General features: G+C 68.0%; 24 protein-coding genes. 12 read left to right on the top strand and 12 right to left on the bottom strand.

Annotated features, from left to right (window positions below):
* The first annotated feature begins 60 nt into the window (after positions 1-60).
* On the top strand, positions 61-1,005 hold the full coding sequence (locus FHU13_RS22005) for a DUF6925 family protein (protein ID WP_183437982.1): 945 nt from the start codon (positions 61-63) through the stop codon (positions 1,003-1,005).
* A gap of 72 nt (positions 1,006-1,077) precedes the next feature.
* Here FHU13_RS22005 and FHU13_RS22000 read toward each other — a convergent pair whose 3' ends face one another.
* The 5 genes from FHU13_RS22000 to FHU13_RS21980 all read right to left on the bottom strand — a co-directional run bounded on the left by FHU13_RS22000 (position 1,078) and on the right by FHU13_RS21980 (position 6,031).
* Complete coding sequence (locus FHU13_RS22000; protein ID WP_183437981.1) at positions 1,078-3,429, bottom strand: TonB-dependent receptor family protein; 2,352 nt, start codon at positions 3,427-3,429, stop codon at positions 1,078-1,080.
* Positions 3,430-3,468: 39 nt separating this feature from the next.
* Entirely contained in the window at positions 3,469-3,834 is a 366-nt protein-coding gene (locus FHU13_RS21995; protein WP_183437980.1) for a hypothetical protein, read from the bottom strand.
* Positions 3,835-3,946: 112 nt separating this feature from the next.
* Positions 3,947-4,354, bottom strand: a complete 408-nt coding sequence (locus FHU13_RS21990; protein ID WP_183437979.1) for a hypothetical protein — start codon at positions 4,352-4,354, stop codon at positions 3,947-3,949.
* 172 nt (positions 4,355-4,526) lie between these two features.
* Positions 4,527-5,186: a 3-oxoacid CoA-transferase subunit B gene (locus FHU13_RS21985; protein ID WP_183437978.1), complete on the bottom strand. Its 660-nt coding sequence runs from the start codon at positions 5,184-5,186 to the stop codon at positions 4,527-4,529.
* A 107-nt stretch (positions 5,187-5,293) separates the two neighbouring features.
* Complete coding sequence (locus FHU13_RS21980; protein ID WP_183437977.1) at positions 5,294-6,031, bottom strand: CoA transferase subunit A; 738 nt, start codon at positions 6,029-6,031, stop codon at positions 5,294-5,296.
* A gap of 365 nt (positions 6,032-6,396) precedes the next feature.
* Between FHU13_RS21980 and FHU13_RS21975 the strand changes: the two genes are divergently transcribed.
* A complete protein-coding gene (locus FHU13_RS21975; RefSeq protein ID WP_183437976.1) occupies positions 6,397-8,298 on the top strand; it encodes an AsmA family protein in 1,902 nt (633 codons plus the stop codon).
* A 36-nt stretch (positions 8,299-8,334) separates the two neighbouring features.
* On the opposite strand, the gene FHU13_RS21970 is transcribed toward FHU13_RS21975, so the two are convergent.
* Entirely contained in the window at positions 8,335-9,546 is a 1,212-nt protein-coding gene (locus tag FHU13_RS21970; protein WP_246714791.1) for a D-alanyl-D-alanine carboxypeptidase family protein, read from the bottom strand.
* Between the two features lie 213 nt (positions 9,547-9,759).
* On the opposite strand from FHU13_RS21970, the gene FHU13_RS21965 reads away from it, so the two are divergent.
* From FHU13_RS21965 to FHU13_RS21940, 6 genes are all read left to right on the top strand, one after another.
* Positions 9,760-10,149 (top strand): hypothetical protein, encoded by a 390-nt coding sequence (locus tag FHU13_RS21965; protein WP_183437974.1) that lies wholly within the window; start codon positions 9,760-9,762, stop codon positions 10,147-10,149.
* 94 nt (positions 10,150-10,243) lie between these two features.
* Positions 10,244-11,395 (top strand): ribonuclease D, encoded by a 1,152-nt coding sequence (gene rnd / locus FHU13_RS21960; protein ID WP_183437973.1) that lies wholly within the window; start codon positions 10,244-10,246, stop codon positions 11,393-11,395.
* Between the two features lie 253 nt (positions 11,396-11,648).
* Positions 11,649-11,936 (top strand): hypothetical protein, encoded by a 288-nt coding sequence (locus FHU13_RS21955; protein ID WP_183437972.1) that lies wholly within the window; start codon positions 11,649-11,651, stop codon positions 11,934-11,936.
* 48 nt (positions 11,937-11,984) lie between these two features.
* Positions 11,985-12,911, top strand: a complete 927-nt coding sequence (locus FHU13_RS21950; protein ID WP_183438071.1) for a DNA-3-methyladenine glycosylase family protein — start codon at positions 11,985-11,987, stop codon at positions 12,909-12,911.
* A gap of 19 nt (positions 12,912-12,930) precedes the next feature.
* Positions 12,931-13,368 (top strand): GNAT family N-acetyltransferase, encoded by a 438-nt coding sequence (locus FHU13_RS21945; RefSeq protein WP_183437971.1) that lies wholly within the window; start codon positions 12,931-12,933, stop codon positions 13,366-13,368.
* 56 nt (positions 13,369-13,424) lie between these two features.
* Positions 13,425-13,643 carry a hypothetical protein gene (locus tag FHU13_RS21940; RefSeq protein WP_183437970.1) on the top strand — a complete coding sequence of 73 codons (219 nt, stop codon included), beginning with the start codon at positions 13,425-13,427 and terminating at the stop codon, positions 13,641-13,643.
* 13 nt (positions 13,644-13,656) lie between these two features.
* Here the strand turns inward: FHU13_RS21940 and FHU13_RS21935 are convergent, their stop codons facing one another.
* The 3 genes from FHU13_RS21935 to FHU13_RS21925 all read right to left on the bottom strand — a co-directional run bounded on the left by FHU13_RS21935 (position 13,657) and on the right by FHU13_RS21925 (position 16,546).
* Entirely contained in the window at positions 13,657-14,571 is a 915-nt protein-coding gene (locus tag FHU13_RS21935; RefSeq protein WP_183437969.1) for a metallophosphoesterase, read from the bottom strand.
* Positions 14,572-14,605: 34 nt separating this feature from the next.
* Positions 14,606-14,821 carry a hypothetical protein gene (locus tag FHU13_RS21930; protein ID WP_183437968.1) on the bottom strand — a complete coding sequence of 72 codons (216 nt, stop codon included), beginning with the start codon at positions 14,819-14,821 and terminating at the stop codon, positions 14,606-14,608.
* Positions 14,822-15,154: 333 nt separating this feature from the next.
* On the bottom strand, positions 15,155-16,546 hold the full coding sequence (locus FHU13_RS21925) for an aminotransferase (protein WP_183437967.1): 1,392 nt from the start codon (positions 16,544-16,546) through the stop codon (positions 15,155-15,157).
* Between the two features lie 120 nt (positions 16,547-16,666).
* Between FHU13_RS21925 and FHU13_RS21920 the strand changes: the two genes are divergently transcribed.
* Entirely contained in the window at positions 16,667-17,206 is a 540-nt protein-coding gene (locus FHU13_RS21920) for a hypothetical protein (protein WP_183437966.1), read from the top strand.
* A 22-nt stretch (positions 17,207-17,228) separates the two neighbouring features.
* On the opposite strand, the gene FHU13_RS21915 is transcribed toward FHU13_RS21920, so the two are convergent.
* Together FHU13_RS21915 and FHU13_RS21910 are read right to left on the bottom strand one after the other, a co-directional pair.
* Positions 17,229-17,591, bottom strand: a complete 363-nt coding sequence (locus FHU13_RS21915; protein WP_183437965.1) for a hypothetical protein — start codon at positions 17,589-17,591, stop codon at positions 17,229-17,231.
* Between the two features lie 482 nt (positions 17,592-18,073).
* A complete protein-coding gene (locus FHU13_RS21910) occupies positions 18,074-18,877 on the bottom strand; it encodes a response regulator (protein ID WP_183437964.1) in 804 nt (267 codons plus the stop codon).
* 179 nt (positions 18,878-19,056) lie between these two features.
* Between FHU13_RS21910 and FHU13_RS21905 the strand changes: the two genes are divergently transcribed.
* Positions 19,057-19,278: a NepR family anti-sigma factor gene (locus FHU13_RS21905; protein ID WP_183437963.1), complete on the top strand. Its 222-nt coding sequence runs from the start codon at positions 19,057-19,059 to the stop codon at positions 19,276-19,278.
* 73 nt (positions 19,279-19,351) lie between these two features.
* On the opposite strand, the gene FHU13_RS21900 is transcribed toward FHU13_RS21905, so the two are convergent.
* Positions 19,352-19,528 (bottom strand): DUF1328 domain-containing protein, encoded by a 177-nt coding sequence (locus tag FHU13_RS21900; RefSeq protein WP_003599466.1) that lies wholly within the window; start codon positions 19,526-19,528, stop codon positions 19,352-19,354.
* Between the two features lie 229 nt (positions 19,529-19,757).
* Here FHU13_RS21900 and FHU13_RS21895 point away from each other — a divergent pair, with 229 nt between their 5' ends.
* Both FHU13_RS21895 and FHU13_RS21890 read left to right on the top strand, forming a co-directional pair.
* Positions 19,758-19,904, top strand: a complete 147-nt coding sequence (locus FHU13_RS21895; protein WP_183437962.1) for a hypothetical protein — start codon at positions 19,758-19,760, stop codon at positions 19,902-19,904.
* A gap of 353 nt (positions 19,905-20,257) precedes the next feature.
* Positions 20,258-21,280 carry a DUF2865 domain-containing protein gene (locus FHU13_RS21890; protein ID WP_183437961.1) on the top strand — a complete coding sequence of 341 codons (1,023 nt, stop codon included), beginning with the start codon at positions 20,258-20,260 and terminating at the stop codon, positions 21,278-21,280.
* Positions 21,281-21,366: the final 86 nt, after the last annotated feature.

Here is a 21,366-nt window from a genome sequence, read left to right as displayed (position 1 = left end):
CCGGATCGACCCGCGCCCGACAGGTCCTGGGCCTTTGCGCGCGGTCACCGGACGGGATGGGTGGAGGCCGCCGACGTCGCAACGCTGCTGCGCGGCGCTCTGGCCGATGCCCAAGTCACTTGGAGTCTCGGCAGCTTCGGCGCCCTCGCCGAGTTCATGCGCGACGAGGACGAGGCGGTGCGCACCCTTCCCGATGCGCGGATGGGGCTCGCCACCGCCCGCGGTGCCATCGCTCTGAGCCCGAGCGCCGATCTGCGGCCCGTCGCATACGAGACCGGCTTCTCCGACGGCTACAACCACGCCGTAGCGCTTTGCCTTCCCGAATCCGCCTGCGCCATGAATGGGCGAAGCGTGGTCACCGAACTCGGCCCCGACCAGGAGGCGGCCCGGGCCGAGGACCGCGAGGCAATTCTGTTCGATCTCGGGCTCGGGCTGCTGGCCGTCGATGCCTGCCTGCGCGCAAGCGATCCCGAGGCCGTCGCATGCCTGCGTGCGGGCGTCGGCAGGCCGTTCTTCGCCCCTGACAACCCGATCGGCCCGCGCCTCGTGGCGATGAGCCTGCATCGGATCTTCCTCGCGCGCATCGGGCGGATCGAGGTCTATGCGCCAATCCCCGCTCCCGGCGGGATGAGTCCCGAGGGGCCGCACACGCATGTTCTGCCGAAGCTTCTTCGGGCGGGGCGCACGCACGCAGCGACGACTCCGATCCCCGATGGCTTCGTGCCCTGCGCAGGGATGCATCCGCCCCACCCCTACAAGGACGGATCGGGCCGCCGCATCCCCTTCGATACCGCCCGTCACGCGGCTTTCCAGATCTTGCTCGACCGCTGGGGCGATCCGGATCTCCTGGCGGTCAAGCGCGGGATGACGCCTTCGAAAGCTGTCTCACCGAAACACGCTCAATCGGCCCGCCGCGTCGCCGAGCTTCAGGCCCGCTTCCTCCGCGGCGGGAGCGCGGAGGCGATGCCGGGCGACAAGGACGAGACCGCCGCCGAGCACACCTGATGCCGGTTCCTGCCTGTTGCCGCCGGGCGTGGAGAAGGGGTGCGGAAGTGGCCGGCCGATCCGCGATCGCTGTCAGAACGACAGCTTCATGCCCGCCACGAACGTCCGCGGTGGTCCGGCGAAGATCGAGCCCGTCGTGCCGGCGAGGACGGCGCGGCCGTTCTGCGCGCCCGTCGCGGCGCTGATAGTGTTGGCCAGCGGGTTGGCTGAGCCGACATACGCCGTGTCGAGGACGTTGCGCAGCTCGCCGTAGAGGTCGATCCGCCGAGCGTATCCGTACGGCAGCAGGGCCGAGTAGTGGATGTTGAGGTTCAGGATCGCGAAGCCCGGCACCTTCAGGAAGTTGGCATTGTCGACATAGTAGCCATCCTGGGCCACCACTTCGGCGAAGCCGCCGAGCCCGGCCAGCGGCCCCGCTGGCACATCGTAACCGACCCGCGCCAGAAGCTGGTGGGCCGGCACGCCGGGAATGCGGTGGCCGGCGCGGTCGAAGCGCGCGCTGAGGCTGCCGGCGCTGATCTGCTCGACGTACTCGGTGTAGACCTGATCGTCGAAGGTATAGGCCAGCACGCCCCGCCAGCCGGTGGCGAGGGTCCAATCGGCTCCGACCTCGATGCCCCGATGCTCGGAGGCCGGCGCGTTGAAGGTATAGTTCAGCAGGCCGGCGCCCGGTGACTGCGTGACGAACTCGTTGCGGAAGAACTCGTAGAAGCCGGTCACGCTGAGCCGCAGTCCCTCCAGGGGGATGAAATCGGCGCCGAGATCGAACCCGAGATTCTCCTGTGTCGTCAGGTCGGTGTTGTTGCCCGGAAGTCCGGTGGCGTTCACGAACAGGCTCGCGAACGAGGGCGTGGCGTAGCCCGTGGCCACACGGCCGCGCAAGGCCCAGTTCGGAGCAGGCCGGTAAACGAGGGCGAGTTCCGGCGCCACGTTCAAGAAGCGGCGGTCGGCCGTGGCGAGCGCCGAGACCGTGCCGGCTGCGTTCGTCGCGAAGGTTCGGTTGCTCCCGGTGATGCTCGAATCCTCGGCGGAGAGCCCGGCTACGGCCGTCCATTGCGGCGCGAGTTCGAGTTCGAGCCGGGCCCGGCCGCCGAGATTCGCTTGCACCGTGTCCTGTAGTCCGATCAGCGCGCCGAGCCGGGCCCCTCCATAGGGCGCGCGGTTGAAGACCGAGGCGGTGATGTCGACGGCGCTGTAGGCGAGAGCCGCATAACCGACGGCCGGCAGACCGAACAGCTCGCCGCGGCGCGTCAGGTCGGTCTGCACGAAGTACGCGGGCAGGCTGCCCCGGCCTGAGGTCGTGTAGAACGGCTGATTGTAGTTGCGCTCGTCGAAGCCGACCTGCACCCGCCACGCGGTCTGGGCGTCGATGTCATGCTCCCAACGTCCGGCGATGATCGTGCGCCGGTCGTTGCGGCGGAATGCGCCTTCTACCGCCGTCACCGGCGCTCGCGGGCCGAAGGCGCCGTTCGCCAGCAGGCCGAAGGTGGTGCAGCCGGGTGCCCCCGTCGCCGCGGCTTCGCAGCCGCGCTGGTAGGGGTTGAGGCGGAACTGGTCCAACGACGCGCGGGCCGGGATGTTGGCGGTGACCTCGTTGTTGATGACCTTGAGGGTGAAGCGGTTATCCGGGGTCGGCGTGTAGCTCGCCAGCAGATTGACCGTCTGCGTGTCGTAGGAGGAATTGTCCTGGTAGCCGTTGGCGCGCACGTCGCTGGCGAACAGGCTGATCTCGAACGGGCCGCTCACGCCTCCGACGGTGAACGAGTGGCTGAGATAGCCGAAGCTGCCGGCATCGACGCCGATCTCGTAGCCGTCGATCTCGCGGCCGCTGCGGGTGCGAAAGGCCAGCGCGCCGCCGGTGGCGTAGTTGCCGAACAAAGCCGATTGCGGGCCGCGGAACACGTCGATGCGCGAATAGGCGCGGGGATCGACGAGATCGAAGCGCGAGGCGCCATCGGGCTGGGTGACGGGGAAGCCGTCCTCCAGCACCACCATGTTGCGGGTCACGCCGGTTGCGCGAGCGTTGTTGCCACGGATCGAGATCACCACGTCGCGCCCGCCATTGCCCTGACGCAGCGTGACGCCGGGACTGTCGAGCAGGACCGTGCCGATGGAGGTAGCGGGGCGGTTGGCGATGGTGCCCTCGCGGCCTACCGCAGTAACGACCTGACCGACCGGGCGCTCGATGACAACGGGCGCCGCGCCCGGCGGGGCGGCGATGCCGAAGCCGGGCGAATCGGAACCGCCTCCCGCCCCGCGCCGCGAATTGCCTTCGCCGGTCACGGCGAGTTCTTCGAGGATGACGGCTTCGTTGGCGGTTTCCGCTTGAGCCGCTCCAGGCAGAGCGAGCGACGACGCGGCGAGGAGACGAGCGACACGGCGCGCTGCGGTGACGCCGGCGGCGCCCGACAGGAACAATGGCATGGTTTCGAGGTCCGTCTCTGAGGGATCGCGGCGATCGGCTCAGACGACGGGCGGACCTCGGGGACCAGTGCCCTGATCCGGCGGGGCGCGGGCACGGATCGCCGCCACGGCCCGCCAGGGAAGCGGCACGGCGCGCGGCGACCACGCGGCGAGGGAAGAGGCTGCCTGTGGCGGCGGCAACAGGCTTACGGCCTGGACTTGGGTGCAGCAGGCGTGATGACCGCAGGTCTGACCATCCTCGGCCGGCTGTTCGGACGTCGCGTGCTCCGCACAGAGAATGCCGCCATCGAGGCGCGGCACGGCGGGCGCGAGGACCGTGAGGAAGGCCTGGAGTACGAGCGCATAGAGCGCGATCACCCCGATGATCGCGCGGCCGTGCACGGATCGGTGCGGGTGCTCGCGCATGGCCACGCTTCTAGGAGGCGTCCGTGCGAATGGTCAAAGCGCAGGCAAGGCCGATCCTGCGAGGGCGCCCGGGGGCTCGTGGACAGCCGGGCGCCGATGGCGAAAGAAACGATCAGGCCGGCAGACCCGTCGGCTCGAACAGAAAATCGTCGACGGAGGGGATCGTCACCGCGAGGCCGGTGCTGTAGCCCGCCTTCGACAGACGCCAAGGCCGCTCGGAGCGGGCGCGGATCGCCTCGGAGGGACGCAGGCGGCGCAGCGAGCCGTCCTCGCCCATCTCCTCGATGGTCAGGAAGCCGTAGACTTGGAGACGCGAGGCGATCAGCTTGGTCTCGCGGTCACCCGCCGGCACCCGCAAGCTGCCCGTCGCGTAGACCGCGTCCATCAGGCTGCGCTGGTCGGCCCGCGAGCGGCTCCGTGGTGCCGCGACGGCCCCGAACTCGGAGGCGATGGCTCCCTGCCGCGCCGCAGCCGGTCGGCGAAAGGGGATGACGTTGTCCGTTCCCGGAACGCTACGCATACACACGCACCTTCGTATCGCGAAAAGCTCCCCGACCGGTGCGCTCTCACGGCGCCGTCCCGGCCGATGCGAAGCTTTCGACGATCCCGATTAATGCCTGCTTAGCCATGCCAGCCCGCGGCGGGCGAAAGGCGTCCCGAAACGGGCCGCCTTCCTGTCCGGGCTCTGCGCCTCACCTCAGCGCGACCTTGAACGCGCCTTCCGTCTTGGCGCGGATCTCGTCCTCGGTGACGCCCTCGGCGAGCTCGACGAGCGTCATGCCGCCCTCGCCCTTCTTGTCGATGGTGAACACGCCGAGATCGGTGATCACCATGTCGACCACCTGCGTGCCGGTGAGCGGCAGGTCGCAGGCCTTCAGGAGCTTCGGGCTCTCGGAGCCGTCCTTGCCCTTGGCGACGTGCTCCATCACCACGACGACCTTCTTCACGCCGGCGACGAGATCCATCGCCCCGCCCATCCCCTTCACCATCTTGCCGGGGATCATCCAGTTGGCGAGGTCGCCGTTCTGCGCCACCTGCATCGCGCCGAGGATCGACAGGTCGATGTGGCCGCCGCGGATCATTCCGAAAGAGTCGGCCGAGGAGAAGTAGCTCGTGGTCGGCAGCGCGGTGATGGTCTGCTTGCCGGCGTTGATGAGGTCGGGATCCTCCTCGCCCTCGTAGGGGAACGGCCCCATGCCGAGCATGCCGTTCTCGGATTGCAACTGCACCGACATGCCCTCGGGGATGTAGTTCGATACCAGCGTCGGAATGCCGATGCCGAGATTCACGTAGAAGCCGTCTTCCAGCTCCCGGGCGGCGCGCTCCGCCATCTGCTCACGGGTCCAGGCCATGGTCTTGACGTTCCCTCGTTTGGCGCATCCTCGGAGCGACGATGTGCCGTCCGCCGCAGGGGCGGCGACGCGCCGTCGCGCTCGTGGCCTCTCGGCCGATGTTCGACTCAGATCTGGCCGCCGCCGGCCGCCGCCGCTTCCGGCTCCTTGCGCTTGCGCACGGTGCGCTGCTCGATGCGCTTCTCGCGCACCGGCACGTGGAGGATGCGGCCGATGAAGATGCCCGGTGTGTGGATGTGGTCGGGGTCTATCTTGCCCGGCTCGACGAGGTGCTCGACCTGGGCAACCGTCACCTCGGCGGCGGTGGCCATCATCGGATTGAAGTTGCGCGCCGTCTTCCGATAGACGAGGTTGCCTTCGGTATCGCCCTTCCAGGCGTGGACGATCGCCAGATCCGCGAACAGACCGCGCTCCATCACGTAGCTCTCACCGTCGAACTCGCGCACTTCCTTGCCTTCGGCGACCTTGGTGCCGACGCCGGTCTTGGTGAAGAAGGCCGGGATGCCGGCACCCCCGGCGCGGATGCGCTCGGCCAGCGTGCCCTGCGGGTTGAACTCGATCTCGAGTTCGCCGCCGAGATACTGGCGGGCGAATTCCTTGTTTTCGCCGACATAGGACGAGATCATCTTCTTGACCTGGCGGGTATCGAGCAGCTTGCCCAGCCCCACGCCGTCGATGCCGGCATTGTTGGAGACGACGGTCAGATCCTTCACACCGGAGGCCTGGATCGCGTCGATCAGCTCGTCCGGGATGCCGCACAGGCCGAAGCCGCCGGCCATGATCGTCATGCCGTCGCGCAGGAGGCCGGCGAGCGCGGCCTTCGGATCCGGGTAGACCTTCTTCATCGACAGCGTCCCTTCCTCGTCTTCCGCCGTAGCGAACGTGGCCAAGCTTCGGGCATTTTGATGCGGCGGCCGGCCGCCCTCCCGATCGATGGCGATCGGGTGTGCAACGCAAGACCGTCTTCGTCAAACCGGCGACGCATTTATGAGCGATGCAAAAATCCCGCGCCGTAACCGTCCGCCGGGTCGAAGGGGCCGCACCCGGTCCTTCTCCACAGCACGGCCGCGCCATCCACCGCGTTGCGGGCCGGTCTCGTCCCGTCCGCGAGACAGGAGGACCGGAACCGGCTAAGCAGGCGGATCGCACGGCTCGTCACGCCGATGCGGTTCGGTCCGATCCGATCCGTATCGCCCGCCCACGGAGTGCAATGTCGCTGCGCCGCACCCTTTCCGCCCTCGGACTTGGGCTTCTCGCCACGGCTTTGGTGGCCGGCTGCCTGCCTTGGTCGGTCGAGGCCCCCAGCGCAGCCCGCTTCGTGAGCGGCGGCCTGCAGCAGAGCTGGGGCGTGGCACTCGCGGCCCAGGGGCGCACCGAGGTGGTGCTGCTCCCGCTTCCGCGGATCGTGTTCCAGGATATCCGCCTGACCGAGGGCAATGCAGGTGGGCCGGTTCTGGCCTCGGGCGGAAGCCTCTCGCTTCAGCTCGGCCTCGCCGCCCTGCTCACGGGCCGGGTCGAAGTCGATTCCTTGACTCTCGACGGCGCCGAGGTGGTGCTGCCGCAGGAAGCCGGGGATACCCGATGGTCGAGCGCGTCCGAGCGGCTGACCCACAGCATCGCCGGCGAAGACGGGGACCGGCCGCGGCGGGTCATCCTCGCACGCTGCGCGGTCACCGGCCTCGATCCGCGGGTCGGAGCGCTGCGCACCGTCCGCGACGTCGATCTCACGGTCTCCTGGCCGACCTGGAGCGAGAGCCTCGCTTTGACCGGAGGCTTCCGCTGGAGCGACGGCAGCGCCCGGATCACGCTCGCGGGTCTGCGCCCCTACGCTCTCCTCTCCGGCGGTGAGAGCCCGTTCACCGTCGCCCTGACTTGGCCGACCGGTTCGCTGAACGCCGAGGGTAGCGGCAGCGTACGCGACGGTCTGAAGGCCGTCGGCACCGGACGCCTTCAGACCCACTCCCTCCACAGGACTCTGGCGCTCACCGGCGGAGGCCTCGCCCTGTCGCCCTTCATCGAAGACTTCTCGGTGGAGGGCAGCTTCGAGGCCGGCTCGGGTCAGATCCAGTTCCCCAGCGTCACCGTGCGCAGCGACGGCAACAGCCTCGAGGGCGCGGGCTCGGCCACCTTCGGCCCGCAGCGCACCGCGGTACAGGCCACCCTCGCGGCCGAAAACCTCAACCTCTCGCCCCTGCTCGCCGGCCTTCTGCGGCTGACGGGCTTCGATCACGCCGACGACCGGGCGTGGCGTGCGCGATCCCTCGACCTACGGCCGTTTACCGGGGGTGATCTCGATCTGCGGATCTCCGCCGGCAGCGCCCGGATCGGTCCGGTGCAACTGTCGGATCTCGCCTCCAGCGTCCTCGTCCGCGAGGACGGCATCGAAGCCTCCCTCGGCCGCGCCAACGTGCGGGGCGGCATGGTCAAGGGCCGCGTTTCCCTCGCCGCCGGGGAGTCGGCGGCGGCACTGACGCGGGTCAAGGCCCAGGGCAGCTTCGACGGGCTCGATCTCGGTGCCCTTCTGGACGATCTTGGACAAGCCCGCTGGATGGTCGGGGCTACGCGAGGGACCCTCACCCTGGAGGCCGCCGGGCATGATGTCGGGGCCCTGGCGCGATCCGTTTCAGGCCGGGTCGCCCTGGAGAGCGAGGACGGTGCCCTGTCCGGGCTCGACCTCGCCGACGTCATCCACCGCGGCGGGACGATGGCGCCGGGTGCGCTGGCGCGGCGCAACGGCCGGACGCCATTCGAGCACGCCGCCGTGACGCTGCTGTTCGCCGACGGCGTCGGCGAGATCGTCGAGGGCCGGCTCGCCTCCCGCACGCTCGGCGCCTCACTGATTGGGCGGGTCGCTCTGGCCGACCGCCGCTTCCAGGCTCGGGCCGAAGTCCAGTCGCGGATGAATGCCTCCGACGGAACGCCGCCGACGGCCACGCAATTCGAGATCACCGGCCCTTGGAATGCGGTGAGCGTTCGAGCGAGCGCAGATTCGCATCCGGGAGGAGACGACGCTCTGAAGAGTGCCGCCCCGGATTCCATCCGGCGGCCCGGAGCGGACCTGCCGCTCGGTCTCCGCGCCTACGCACCCGCGAACGTCTCCGCCGCTCCCTGAAGCCCGGACCAGTCGGGTCCGGGATCACCGTGAACCTCACGAGTTGCCGCTCGCCGCGCCCGCGGCGGACGTGCCACCGGAGCCGTTACCGCCCTTGGCCTTCTCGAAGGCACGGCGGAAGAGGTCGGTGCCGACCTCGAGCGCCGCGTCGAGCGCCCGCTGCGACAGGGTGCCGGCCTCCACCGTCTCGCCGGCATAGATCGGCTGCTCGAGGGCGATCGCGTCGCCGCGAGTGATGCGCAGCCGGCCGACCTCGCGGCCCTGCTCGACCGGTGCAACGAGCGGACCCTGATAGACGACCTTGGCCGTGACACGGTCGGTTGCGCCGCGGGGGAGCAACAGGCGCACCGGCTTCTTGGCCACCACCTGCACCGAGCCCTTCTCGCCGCCGAAGACCGAGACATCGGCCACGGTCTCGTTCGCGGCGAAGACCTGCCGCGGCTCGAAGGCGCGGAAACCCCATTCCATCATCTTGCGAGCCTCCGCCGCGCGGTCCCGCGCGGTCTTCAGGCCGGAGACGACCATGATGAGCCGCTGACCGTTTTGCACCGCTGATCCGGTGAGCGCGTAGCCCGATTCCTCAAGATAGCCGGTCTTCAGGCCGTCGGCGCCGATGTCGAGAGTCAGGAGCGGGTTGCGGTTCTGCTGCTTGATCTTGTTCCAAGTGAATTCGCGCTCGGAATAGATCTTGTAGAACTCGGGGTAGGTATCGATGAGGTACTGGGCGATCCGCGCCATGTCGCGGGCGGTCACTTTCTGGTCGGGGGCCGAGTAGCCGGTCGCGTTGCGGAAGGTCGAGCGCGTCAGTCCGATCTCCTTGGCGCGCTGGTTCATCATCCCAGCGAAGGCTTCCTCGGTGCCCGCCATGTTCTCGGCGATGGTGATCGCCGCGTCATTGCCCGATTGCACGATCAGGCCGCGCAGAAGGTCGGAGAGCTTGATGCGGCTGTTCACCTGCGCGAACATCGAGGAGCCACCCCCCCCCGCCCCGCCGCGGCGCCACGCGTCCTCGGTCACCGTAAACTCGGTGTCCATGGAAAGACGCCCCTCCTTGATGGCACGGAACACGATTTCCGCGGTCATCAGCTTGGCCATGCTTGCCGGAGAGAACGGCTCGTCGGCCGCCTTTTCGAACAGCACCGAGCCGGACTCGGCATCGATCAGGATCGCGTGGACGGCCGCGGTCTGGAAACTCTGGGCGCGCGAGGGCGCCGGATGGAGGCAGGCGCTGAAGACCGCAGCCAGCATCCCCGCGAGCGCCCAGCGCGCCGCTCGGAACCGTGTCTCACCCATTTTCGCCTCTCCCGCGAACCCGCTTTTCGCCCGTCCCCGCCAAGCGTGACCTTAGCCCGGATACAATGCGATTTCGAAGGCAAAGTTCGTTTCCGCACCGCGTCATGACGGCACCGGAAATCTCTGCGCGCGCTTGTGGAAAACACGGCCAAATCCCATATCAACACCATGGAATTTCGAGACTTTCATCCCATCAAGGCGCCCGGCCGCCGGGCCCGTCGCCCGGCCGCGCCGGCCCGAGCCGGCGAGGGTCAGGACCTCTGGCGGACGCTGCTGCTCGAAGGGACGTTCGAGGTCGTCTACGAGGATGCTCGCGGCGCCTGGACGACCCGTACCCTGGACGCGCGCGAGCTGAAGCTCGGGCCCGGCCGCACTCTGCTCGGTGGGACGGACCGGGCGCACGGCCTCTACCGCGGCTTGCGTGCCGATCGCATTCGGCGGCTGACCGAGCCCGCTTCCGGCACGCGCATCGAAACCGGCATCCTCGATTGGCTGCTGGCCCGCGCCGAGGCGCAGCGCAAGGCGCGCGGACCGCGCAACCCTCGTCGGGCGGCGTGAGCCGACGAAGTTTTCGCGTTTCCATGCAATCGCGTGGGGACAAGAGGGCTCTCGTCGGCTCGCGATAGCGCACGACCTTCGGTATAGCCAGTTCATGGAACTGATCTCCGCAACGCAGGCCTTGTCCGACGCCTGTGCCCGGCTCGCCGCGCAGCCCTTCGTGACCGTCGATACGGAGTTCATGCGTGAGACGACCTATTACCCGAAGCTCTGCCTGATCCAGATGGCGGGTCCGGACGGGTTCGCCTGCCTCGTTGATCCGCTGGCGAAAGATCTCGATCTCCAGCCGTTCTTCGGACTGATGGCCGACGAGAGCACCGTGAAGGTGTTTCATTCGGCGCGGCAAGATCTGGAAATCATCTGGTTGCTCGGCGGGCTCCTGCCGCACCCGTTCTTCGACACGCAGGTCGCGGCCATGGTCTGCGGCTACGGTGACTCCGTCTCCTACGAGCAGCTCGTCAACGATGTCGCCAAGGCGCGCATCGACAAATCTTCCCGTTTCACCGATTGGTCGCGCCGGCCCCTCTCCGAGGCGCAGCTCGCCTACGCCCTGTCGGACGTCACGCATCTCGTGACGATCTACCAAGTGCTCGCTGCCGAGCTGCTGAGCACCGATCGCGGCCTCTGGCTCGATGAGGAGATGGCGGTCCTCACCTCACCCGAAACCTATCAGGCGGAGCCCGCCCAAGCCTGGCGCCGGCTCGCCGGACGGATGCGCAAGCCGCGCGAGATCGCTGTGCTGATGGAGGTGGCTGGCTGGCGTGAGGCGGAGGCACAGAGCCGCAACGTGCCCCGTGGGCGCATCCTCAAAGATGAAGCGGTCATCGATATCGCCACCGCCGGGCCTCGCAGCGTCGAGGCGCTCGGGCGGCTGCGCACCATCCCCGCCGGCTTCGAGCGCTCGCGCACCGGCACCGAGATCCTCGCCGCGGTCGAGCGAGGTTTCGCCCGCGACCTCTCGCAGATCGCGCTGCCCGAGCGCAGCCGATCCCGCGGCGGCAACGGTGCACTGGTTGATCTCCTCAAGGTGCTGCTCAAGGCGGTAGCGGAGGCCGAGGGTGTGGCGCCCAAGATCATCGCAACCGTGGACGACCTCGAGGCGCTGGCCGAAGACGACGCGGCCGACGTAGCCGTTCTTCAGGGCTGGCGCCGCAGCCTGTTCGGTGACAAGGCCCTGGCCCTCAAGCATGGGCGCATGGCGCTCTCGGTGGAGCGCGGCCGGGTAACCGTGCGCGAACTGCCGTAGCGGCTCCGGCTCGCGACCAATCCGGATCGGGGGCTCCCCATCCGCTTCTCTCCCTCTCGGCATGCGCGCTGGCCGTCGCGCTCCCGGCCGGCCACGAATTCGTCGGGCTCTGGCACGGCAGTCGCCCCCGAGAAGACGTGGGAGAAGCGTACGTCTGTCATCGCGGGATCTTGGCGGCGGAACCGTGGTGACGTAGTTCGGGATTAAGTGGCAAATCTTTTTGCCTCTCGTTCCCGGTTGCTGTCCCCCACCCATGTTCGAGCCGAACGAAGTTCTTCAGGTTCTGAGCGGCCGCGGAGCCCTGTCCGCGGAGGGGATCGAGCCGGTGAAGGTCCGCTACAAACTCGTTGTCGAGCGACGCGACGGCATCGTTCGCGCCCATGGAAGCGTGACGGGCCGCCATAGCGCCCTGCACCCGCTCTGGCTCACGCCGGATGCGACGCTGCATCTGAAGGACGCACGTCTCCTGGCGGTCTCCCTCACCGATCTCGTGGGCGATACCGCCGAGTTCGAGAGCACCGAACCGGTTGCGCCGGGCTGAGACCCGCCTGAGAGTGGCGTGACTTTCGTGCCGCCCCTCCCCTGAATGATGACGCTCGCCCCTTCGCCCGAGGCCCGTGAAAACGGCGCTTGCTTCGCCCTTGCCGTTCGGCCGCCCTACGACTGGGCTCATCTCGAACGCTTCTTCGCCGATCATGCGAGCCCCGGCGTCGAGATCGTGACGGGCGGCCGCTACGCGCGCACATTCAGCCTGGACGGGCGGCGCGGCACGCTCTCGGTCACATTGCAGGCGGATGCCCTGTCAGTGCGCATCCACGGCCTCGGCTCGAATGATGCCCACGCGGAGGCCCTGGCACGGGTGCGTGCGATGTTCGACCTCGACATCGACCCGCAGGCGATCGCCGACGGCCTCGGCTGCGATCCGCTCACCGCTTCCCTCGTGGCACGGCGCCCGGGCCTGCGGATGCCGGGAGCCTTCGACGGATTCGAGCTGGCGATACGGGCCATCCTTGGACAACAGGTCTCGGTCGCCGCCGCCACCCGCCTCGCCGGCCGTCTCGTTGCCGCCTTCGGCACGCCTCTTGCCCCGGAGGAGCATGGAGAGGAGCCGGGCCTGACCCACCTGTTTCCGACACCGGAACAGCTTCAGGATGCCGAGATCTCACTCGTCCTCAACATGCCCCGCGCCCGCGGGCGGGCGATCCAGGGGCTCGCCGCGGCGATGCTGGCGACGCCCGATCTGTTCGCCCCGGGCCGCGATCTCGACGACACTGTCGCCCGGCTCAAGGCCCTGCCCGGCATCGGCGAGTGGACCGCGCATTACGTTGCCATGCGCGCAATGGCTCAGGCCGATGCCTTCCCCGCGGGCGACATCGGGCTGATGCGCGCCCTCGATACCGGCACCGGGCGGCCGAGCCGCACCGCACTTCTCGACCGTGCCGCGGCGTGGCGGCCCTGGCGCGCCTATGCCGCGATCCATCTCTGGGCCGAGGATGCCGCACGGAGGACGCCATGAGAGGCCATGAGAGGTTGCCATGACGATCCGTGATCCGGCTGCCGCCGACGAGGCCGATTGGCGCCGGCTCTGGGTGGGCTATCTCGCCTTCTACGGCGAGGATCTTGCCGAGGCGGTCACCGCCGCAACGTGGCGGCGTATCCTCGATCCCGCCTCGCCGGTCTTCGCGCGGGTCGCGGAGCGGGAGAAGCGGCTCGTAGGCATGACCGTCAACGTCCTGCACGAGGGAACGTGGACCGTTGCGCCGATCTGCTACCTGGAGGATCTCTTCGTGGCGCCCGACGCGCGTGGCACCGGGCTCGGCCGAGCGTTGATCGCCGACCTCATCGCGTTAGGGAAGGAACAGGGCTGGTCGCGGCTCTACTGGCACACGGAGACCGGGAATGCGCAGGCCCGGCGGCTCTACGAGCGTTTCGCCACAGCCGACGATTTCTGCCGCTACCGCCTCGTCCTTTGACCGTTAACGCCTCATTTACCATGACCGCATCACGGTCCGGTTCAGAGGAGAGAGCCATGAACCGACGAGTCGGCCGTAGTTTCGATGTCCTCAGCGAGGCGCAGCTCAGGGCCGGGCGCACCGCTGCCCGCCGGGTTGCTGCCGAAGCCCTGGTCCCCCATGCGGGCCCGCGGCCGATCGCCCAGCTTCTCGACACGATTCAGCAGGTTGCGGAAGCCGCGACCGGCGAGCGCAGCTTCCTGCATGTCGGCGCTCCGGCCTCGCGAAAGGGTTGAGGACGAGAGGGGATCAGGCTGCGGGCGCCCCGCTGCCGAGTTCAATCAGCACGATCTCGGGCGGTACTCCGAACCGTATGCCCACCCCGCTGACGCCCAGGCCGCCGGAGATGATGAGGTGGCGCTCGTCCTCGACCACATGCCCGTAGGCGAAGCGCTGACCGTAGCGCGAGGGCAGCACCGGCGAGTAGCCCAGCATGCGGATCTGGCCGCCGTGGGTGTGGCCGGACAGGGTCAGCGAGACGCGGGCGGGCACCTTCACGAAGATGTCGGGCTCGTGCGCCATCAGGATCACGGGCGCCGCGTCGGTCACCTGCGCGAGCGTGGCCGGGAGGTCGGCAAGGCTGCGGCGGCTGCCCACCGGTAGGAACGGCTCCTGATCGGCGAGACCGGCGATCCAGAACGGGCGGCCGTCATGGAGGAGCCGCACCGCGTCGTTCTCCAGCACCGGGATGCCGCGCGCTTCAAGCAGCCGACGGATCTCGACCGGCCCCCTGCCCGCTCGCATCGCCTCGCGGTCGTCCCACCAATCGTGGTTGCCGAGCACGGCGTAGGTGCCGAGCGGGGCGCGCAGACCCTCGGCGATCCTCGCGAAATCGGAGAGCGGCACCCTGTGCCACGTCACCTTCCGTCCCGCCGGGTAATCGCCGAGCAGGAGGATCAGGTCGGGCGCGAGCGCGTTCGTCGCCGCCACGATCTCCGCGACGCGGTCGAGCGGCATGTACGGCTCGCAGACATGGATGTCGGCGAGCACGGCGATGCGCAGGCGATGATCCGGGTCCCAGCCCGGCGGCGTCAGGCCGTAGCGTGTCAGTGCGAGCCGGAAACGCGGCTCGACGACGAAGGCGTAGGCGCCCCCGGAGCCGAGCGTCAGCGCCGAAGCGCCGAAACCGCCCAGAACCTGCCTGCGGGTCGGAAGGATGAGCATGCCGCCGGACCTGGCGGCGCGGCAGCGTCGAGCCTCAGTCGACGGGCTCGTCCTCGTGTACGAAACGGACGGTGTTCCGGGCTTCCGCCTTGGCGCGGGCTGCCTTGATGGCGCTGCGGCTGACGTGGACGGCGGCGGCCAGCGCCGGAAGGGCAACCGGGCGGAAGTTCTCGCGATCCCCGGCCACGGTCGCCGGGGCGGCGCTGCCCGGCTCTGCCGCGAAGGTCGAGGTTCGGCTGGGGGCGTACATGGTTCCTGTCCTGTTTGCGCTTCGGGGCGGCCGTTGCGCGGCCGCGTCGGTTCGATCTCACACCTCGCTTGTGCAGCGAGGACGACCTTTACACACCCGCGTCGTGGCAAGATTGCGAAGATGCCGTCTCCACCTTGATCGATCCGGCGACATGAACGGAAGCTTAAGACTTCCGAAACGCCGGAAATTCGAGCAAGATGACAAATCGGGCACCGCGCATTGTCACCTTTCGGCCACGCGATAGTGCATCGCAATAAAGCCCATCTTGCAATGCCCTCCGTAGATTTACACCCGAAGAGCTGGCGACTTGGTGGCCGGTCTGAGTTGTATCTCTCAGGGTGTCGGTCCGGGCTGCAGGCCTTCGTGCGCGATCCAGGCCGCCGTGCGATCCAGAGCGCGGATCAGGCGATCGAAGAGGGTGTCGATTTCGTCCGGCTCGATCACCAGCGGCGGACAGACGGCGATACGGTCGCCAGCCAGGAAGCGCACGATCAGCGCCTCGTCCTGGGCGAAGGCGACGCAGCGGGCCGCCACAGCCGCCTTCGGCTCGAACTGGCGCTTCGAGGGCTTGTCGGCGACGATCTCGATGCCGCCGATCAGGCCCAGGCCCCGCGCCTCGCCGACGAGCGGATGGTCGGCCAGCCGCGCCAGCGCCGCCTGGAAATGCGGTGCCCGCTCGGCGGCACGCTCGACGATGCGGTCGCGCCGGTAGATGTGGAGTGCGCGGTTGGCGACCGCGCAGGCGACCGGATGCCCGGAATAGGTGGTGCCGTGGCCGAATCCGCCGAGCTTGACGCTCTCGTCCAGCATCGCCCGGTAGAGCGGCTCGTCGATGCTGATGCCGCCGAGCGGTAGGTAGCCGGAGGTCAGCGCCTTGGCGAAGGACAAGGTGTGGGGGCGGATGCCAAGCGCCTCGCTGCCGAACCACGTGCCGAGGCGGCCGAAGCCGCAGATCACCTCGTCGGCGACGAGGCGCACGTCGTAGCGGTCGAGCACCGCCTGGATCGCCGGGAAATAGCCGGCAGGCGGAACGATGGCGCCGCCCGCTCCCATCACCGGCTCGGCGAAGAAGGCAGCGACCGTGTCGGGGTCCTCGGCGAGGATCTGTGCCTCGAGTTCCGCCGCGAGGCGTTGCGCGTACGCCTCCTCGCTCTCCCCAGCTTCCGCGCCGCGGTAATGGTGCGGGCAGGCGGCGTGCAGGAAGCCCTCGATCGGCAGGTCCCAATCGGCGTGGTTGGCGGGAAGGCCGGTGAGCGATGCGGTCGCCACCGTCACGCCGTGATAGGCCTTCTTCCGGGCGATGATCTTTTTCTTGCGCGGGCGCCCGAGCGCATTGTTCATGTACCAGAGCAGCTTGACCTGCGCGTCGTTGGCTTCTGAGCCTGAAGAGGTGAAGAAGATCTTCGAGGTCGGGACCGGCATCAGCTCCTTCAGCGTCTCGGCCAACTCGATCGCCGGATCGTGGCTGCGGCCCGAGAAGAGGTGCGCGAAGGGTAGCCGGCCCATCTGTTCAGCGGCGGCCTCGACCAGCTCCTCGTTGCCGTAACCCAGAGCCGTGCACCAGAGCCCGGCCATGCCTTCGAGGTAGGGACGGCCGTCGGTATCGTAGACCCAGACACCGTGGCCCCGCTCCAGCACCAGCGGACCGGTCTCCCGGAAGGTGGAGAGGTTGGTGTAGGGGTGGATCAGGGTCTCGACGTCGCGGGCGGCGATGTTCGACAGCATGATGCGGCAGCCGGAAGACTACGCCGACAGGATGCGCCGGCAGCGCCGCCACACTAACGGCCGCAATCTCCCTCAGGAAGGCGCCGTCCGCCTGCCTCGAAGACGCAACGACCGCTCGTCATGCTCGATCCGGCCACCATCGTCGCCGCGCCCGCTCCGGGCCGTGCCTGCGGCTCCTGCACGCTCTGCTGCAAGGTTTACGATGTGCCCGCTGTCGAGAGTCCCGCAGGGCGCTGGTGCCGACATGTCCGTTCGGGCGGCGGATGCGGCATCCACGCGGAGCGTCCCGACCATTGCCGAGCCTTCCACTGCCTCTGGATGACGGAAGCCTGGATCGGGCCGGAATGGCGACCGGACCGCGCGAAGATGGTGCTCAGCCTCGACCCGGTCACGCGTTTCCTCAACGTCCAGGTCGATCCCGGACAGGCCGCGGCCTGGAAGCGTGCGCCCTACCATGATCAATTGCGGCGGTGGGCAGCGGCTTCGCTGCCGCTCCGGCGCTACGTGCTCGTTCACGTCAACACGGCGACGACCGTCGTGCTGCCGGATCGGGACGTGCCCCTCGGAACCTTTGCGCCCGGCGACACGCTTGTCGCGCGCGAGCGGATGGGGCTGGCGGGAATGACTGCCGACGTGGAAAAGGTTTCACGGCCTGTCTGACGCTTGATCGGCCGCAGGCCGATCAGGTCATGCAGCGACCGGGAACCATGCGGCGCGCCTCGGGCCCGACCAGCGAGCTGAGCGGAGCCTCGCAGCCTTCCTTCGTCAGGCGCCGGGGCTTCGCTGGGAGTTCTTCCTGAGCCGAGCGGGTCGGCACCGTTTCGGTGCGCGTGGACGGGCGCGGCGCCGTCGCCACATGGATCGGGTAGAGAGCCGTAGAGTAGGGGCGCGTGCCTGGGAGGGGCGTCGCGGGTGTCTCGTAGGCGACCCGCGGAGCAGTCGGGCCCCCCATCGCATCGGCCTCCTGCCGGACGACCGGCACGAGAATCAGGGTCAGGATCGCAGCGGGAACACTCACACCGAGGAGGAGGCCGGTCCGAAGCATCTTTGCGATCTCCGATGGGAGCTTGACAGGTTGTCATCACAACGCTGCTTTCCGATCACCGGTTCCTTCACTGTCCCGCTTCGGATCAAGTCAGTATTCTTGCCCCGCTCGGTGATCTCATTCCGGTGCCGGCGCTCGCCGGCGAGCCGCGATCGGCGTGGCAGAAAAGCACCTGTGGACGGAAAATCGACGTTTCAGTGTGTCCTCCGGAACCCAGCCCTTCGATATTCGTTGAATGAAGACCCGGCCACCTGGTCCTCCCCGCATTCCCCTTGTGCATCGGCCGGAACCTCTTCACGGGTCGGACAATGGTCCGGCCCGTTTTTTCGTGCGCGTTCCCCGTTGCTGTTGCCACTCTGCCGATGGTGGTCGCCTGCCGACGGATCGAGCCTCGGTTCGAAAAGGGCCCCAACGGTCGCCCGCGAAAAAGGGCGCCGGCCTCGCGGCCCGCGCCCTCTTCTAAGTAGCCCCGAAGCGTCGGTTCAGGCGTTGTGCGCCTCGCGACGACGGGCGCTCTGCTGGAAGAACAGCGCTTGGCTGATCACCGCCGAGACGTTGGCGGGCTGGAACGGCTTGGCGATGAGGAAGGCCGGCTCCGGCCGCTCGCCGGTGAGGAAGCGCTCAGGATAGGCGGTGATGAAGATCACCGGCACCTCGAAGGTCTTCAGAAGATCGTTGACCGCATCCAGGCCCGACGAGCCGTCGGCGAGCTGGATGTCGGCGAGGATCAGTCCGGGGCGCTTGCTCTCGGAGGCGATCTTGACCGCCTCGGTCCGCGTGCGTGCCACGCCGATGACGTTGTGGCCGAGCCCTTCCACCAGGGCTTCGAGATCCATGGCGATGAGCGGCTCGTCCTCGATGATCAGGATCTCGGTCGCCATGTCGGCCGCGAGTTCGCGCCCCGCCTCATCGACGAGATCGCGCACTTTGTTCACGTCCACATCGAGGATCACGCCGGCATCCTCCTCCGAGAAACCTTCGAGGCACGAGAGCAGGAAGGCCTGCCGGGGTAGTGGGGTGATCTGGCCGAGCCGAACCTCGGCCGGCAGATCGTGCTGCACCTGATCGCTGTGACCGTTGACGGAGAGCGAGTTCCAGATCCGCGTGAAGACGCGGAAGAGATCCGCTTTGACGTTGGTGCTGCGACCCAGGGTCTCAGGCTCGTTGACCAGCGTTTCGAGCGTGGCCGCGACGTAGGCATCGCCGGCCACCTGACTGCCCGTGAGCGCGCGCGCATAACGGCGCAGATACGGTAGGTGCTGCACGACCAGTTGTGCTGTCGACATGAGTTCCCCTGAGCCTCTTCGCTCTTCGTTTATCGATGCGCCCCTAACGCGGGGGCTCGACGTCCGTTCCTGGCCCATGCGGAACCCACGCCGCATGGCCGCGTTGCTGCTGCAGCCATGACTCATGTCAAGCTGCAAGACAATCGCGGCAGATGTGGCGCCAAGGGGATCGTGAAAGCATGAACGAGGACGAGCCGGCCGGCGCGTGCCCGACCGGGGACCGGCCCACTCGATTGCGTGGCGAGAACGGTTTCAATGACCAGACGCAGAGGCGCATCGGAAACCATCTGCGCGCGATGTACGATTCCGTTGTGCAACAGCCGATTCCGGACCGTTTCCGAGATCTGATCGCGCGCCTTGAGGATGACAGACCGATATCGGATGAGCCGGCCGGCCCCTGACTCGTCCGTCTCGTTTTCTCGAACGGTTCGAGCCGCTCCCGGTGTCGGGTGCGGCTCGCTTGTCAGACGATCGTTACAAAGTCGGCGAGCGACCGCGCATCAGGCCAATCACCGCCGAAATCGCGAACAGAACGATCGCGACGAAAAACACGAGCTTGGCGGCCTCCATGGCCGTGCCAGCGATGCCGCCGAAGCCCAGCAGGGCCGCAACGAGGGCAACCACCAGGAACGTAACAGCCCACCCGAGCATGTCGAACTTCCTTCTAACGACTGGCGCGGCCCGTGCCGCCGCCTCTTGGAAGCAATAACGCCAAGTTTTCGTCGCAAGTTCCTTTTGCGATGCCGACGCCGTGAAGAGTTTATTACGAACCGCGTGCGACCGTCGCCGACTCTCGGAACCGACTGGCAAATCCGGCCGTTCGTCACCATCTCACTGCAAGACGACGACCAGACGTGATGATGTGAAGGAGGCCTCTGGCGTGCCCGCACAGAAAAAGCTCTTAATTCCGGCGATCGCGCAGGCGAAAGCCGCCTTGGAAGCGGCAGCCCGGCTCTTGTCGGCGCTCTCGCCGCAGCCGGTTCTTCAGCCCATTCCGGTTCGTGTGAAATCCGCTCGCCGCCGTTGAGGCAGGTAGCCGCCGTTCCATTGTCTCTCTTCGATCGCTGCGAGGCAATCACATCGAGCGCCGTCCCTTTGGGCGGCGCTTTTTCGTTGCATCGACCTTTCCACAGATTTGCTATCGGCCGCAGCAGATCACGCAGCGTCGTGCCCAACGGACTGTGCCGATCCCTCAGTATTTTGAGCAGGGAAAAGCCATTTCGCTGGTTCGAATGGGAGGCGTTTGGCCATTTCTGCGTGGTCTTCCGAAATTGTCATCGCCATGATCGGCGGCCTAGCTGACGCCCAGGCGATACGTTCGACCGGTCCAGCTTCGATGGCGGACTCGTCGTACGCGCCGGAGCGACGGGGGCGGCGGGGATGGGTTTCGGCAAGCGTGCGCCCGGAGCATGGGCGACGAGTGGCACCTCCTATCCGGTTTTGGCGCTGCGCCGACGCCTCATCACGACCGCGCTCATCGGCTTGCTGATTGGCGTCGGCATGACGAGTGCCACGACGATGGTGCGGGCCGCCGAGCGCGGCCTGCTGAACGGTCTGTTCGAGACGATCTTCGGTGGCGCGAGCCCCGTACCGGTCGCGAAGCCAATGCCGAAGGCGCCTCGTCGTTACGCATCGCTGCCCGACACGCGACGCGTCGCCGGATATCGCTTCGTGCAGCGGACGCCGCGTCTCGATGCGCGCCCGGTGCAGCCCAGCCGGCGGGAGCGAGCCGTCGCCCCGACCTCCTTCGTGTCAGGGACACGGACCGTCTGCGTGCGCCGCTGCGACGGATACGTGTTTCCCCTGGGCCGCCTGCATGCACGGGCGGATCTTCCCGTTCATGCAGCGGCCTGCGCGGCCGCCTGCCCCGGCGCGCAGACCGAGCTGTTCACCCTGGCAACGGGGCGGCCGGAGCTTGAGCAATCGGTCGGTCTCGACGGCCGCCCCTATCTGCGCACCGCCTCGGCCAATCTCTACCGCCGCACGCGCGTCGAAAGCTGCTCATGCCAACCGTCAGGTATCGCCGGTCCGTTGATGCCGTTGGCCGATGACCGAACCTTGCGTCCAGGCGACGTGGTCGCCTCGGAGGAGGGAGCCGATGTCGTCGCGGGTCTCTCTCGGGCAGGACCCACGCTCGTCGATTATCGGGTCGCGGCCTTGAGCCAACGCGGCTGTGGCGCCATCGAAGAACGGGTCGGAGCCCTGCATCGCGACGCGGCGAGTGTGGCGTTTCAGGAGGTGCTACGCGCGACGAAATCCGGATCCCGCCGCCTGCGCGTCGCCGATGCGCAGAACATGAAGCCGCGGATCGAGATGGCCTCCGCAGGTTTCGCGCCGGTCGTCTCACGGGGTGAAGGCTTCGCGCAGGTCCGCGTCGTGTCGCCCTCGCCGTTCAGGCAATGATCGCCTCTTTCCGGCAGGCGGGCGCACGAGTTGGAGAATGCGCCGGGCTGTCGTAGGCGAGCGGCACCGTCGTCGTTTGAAGCCGT

This window comes from Methylobacterium sp. R2-1 (assembly GCF_014191355.1).
Lineage (GTDB): Bacteria > Pseudomonadota > Alphaproteobacteria > Rhizobiales > Beijerinckiaceae > Methylobacterium.
Note: the sequence above shows the minus strand (reverse complement) of the source record. Positions and strands in the feature narration are given on the sequence as shown.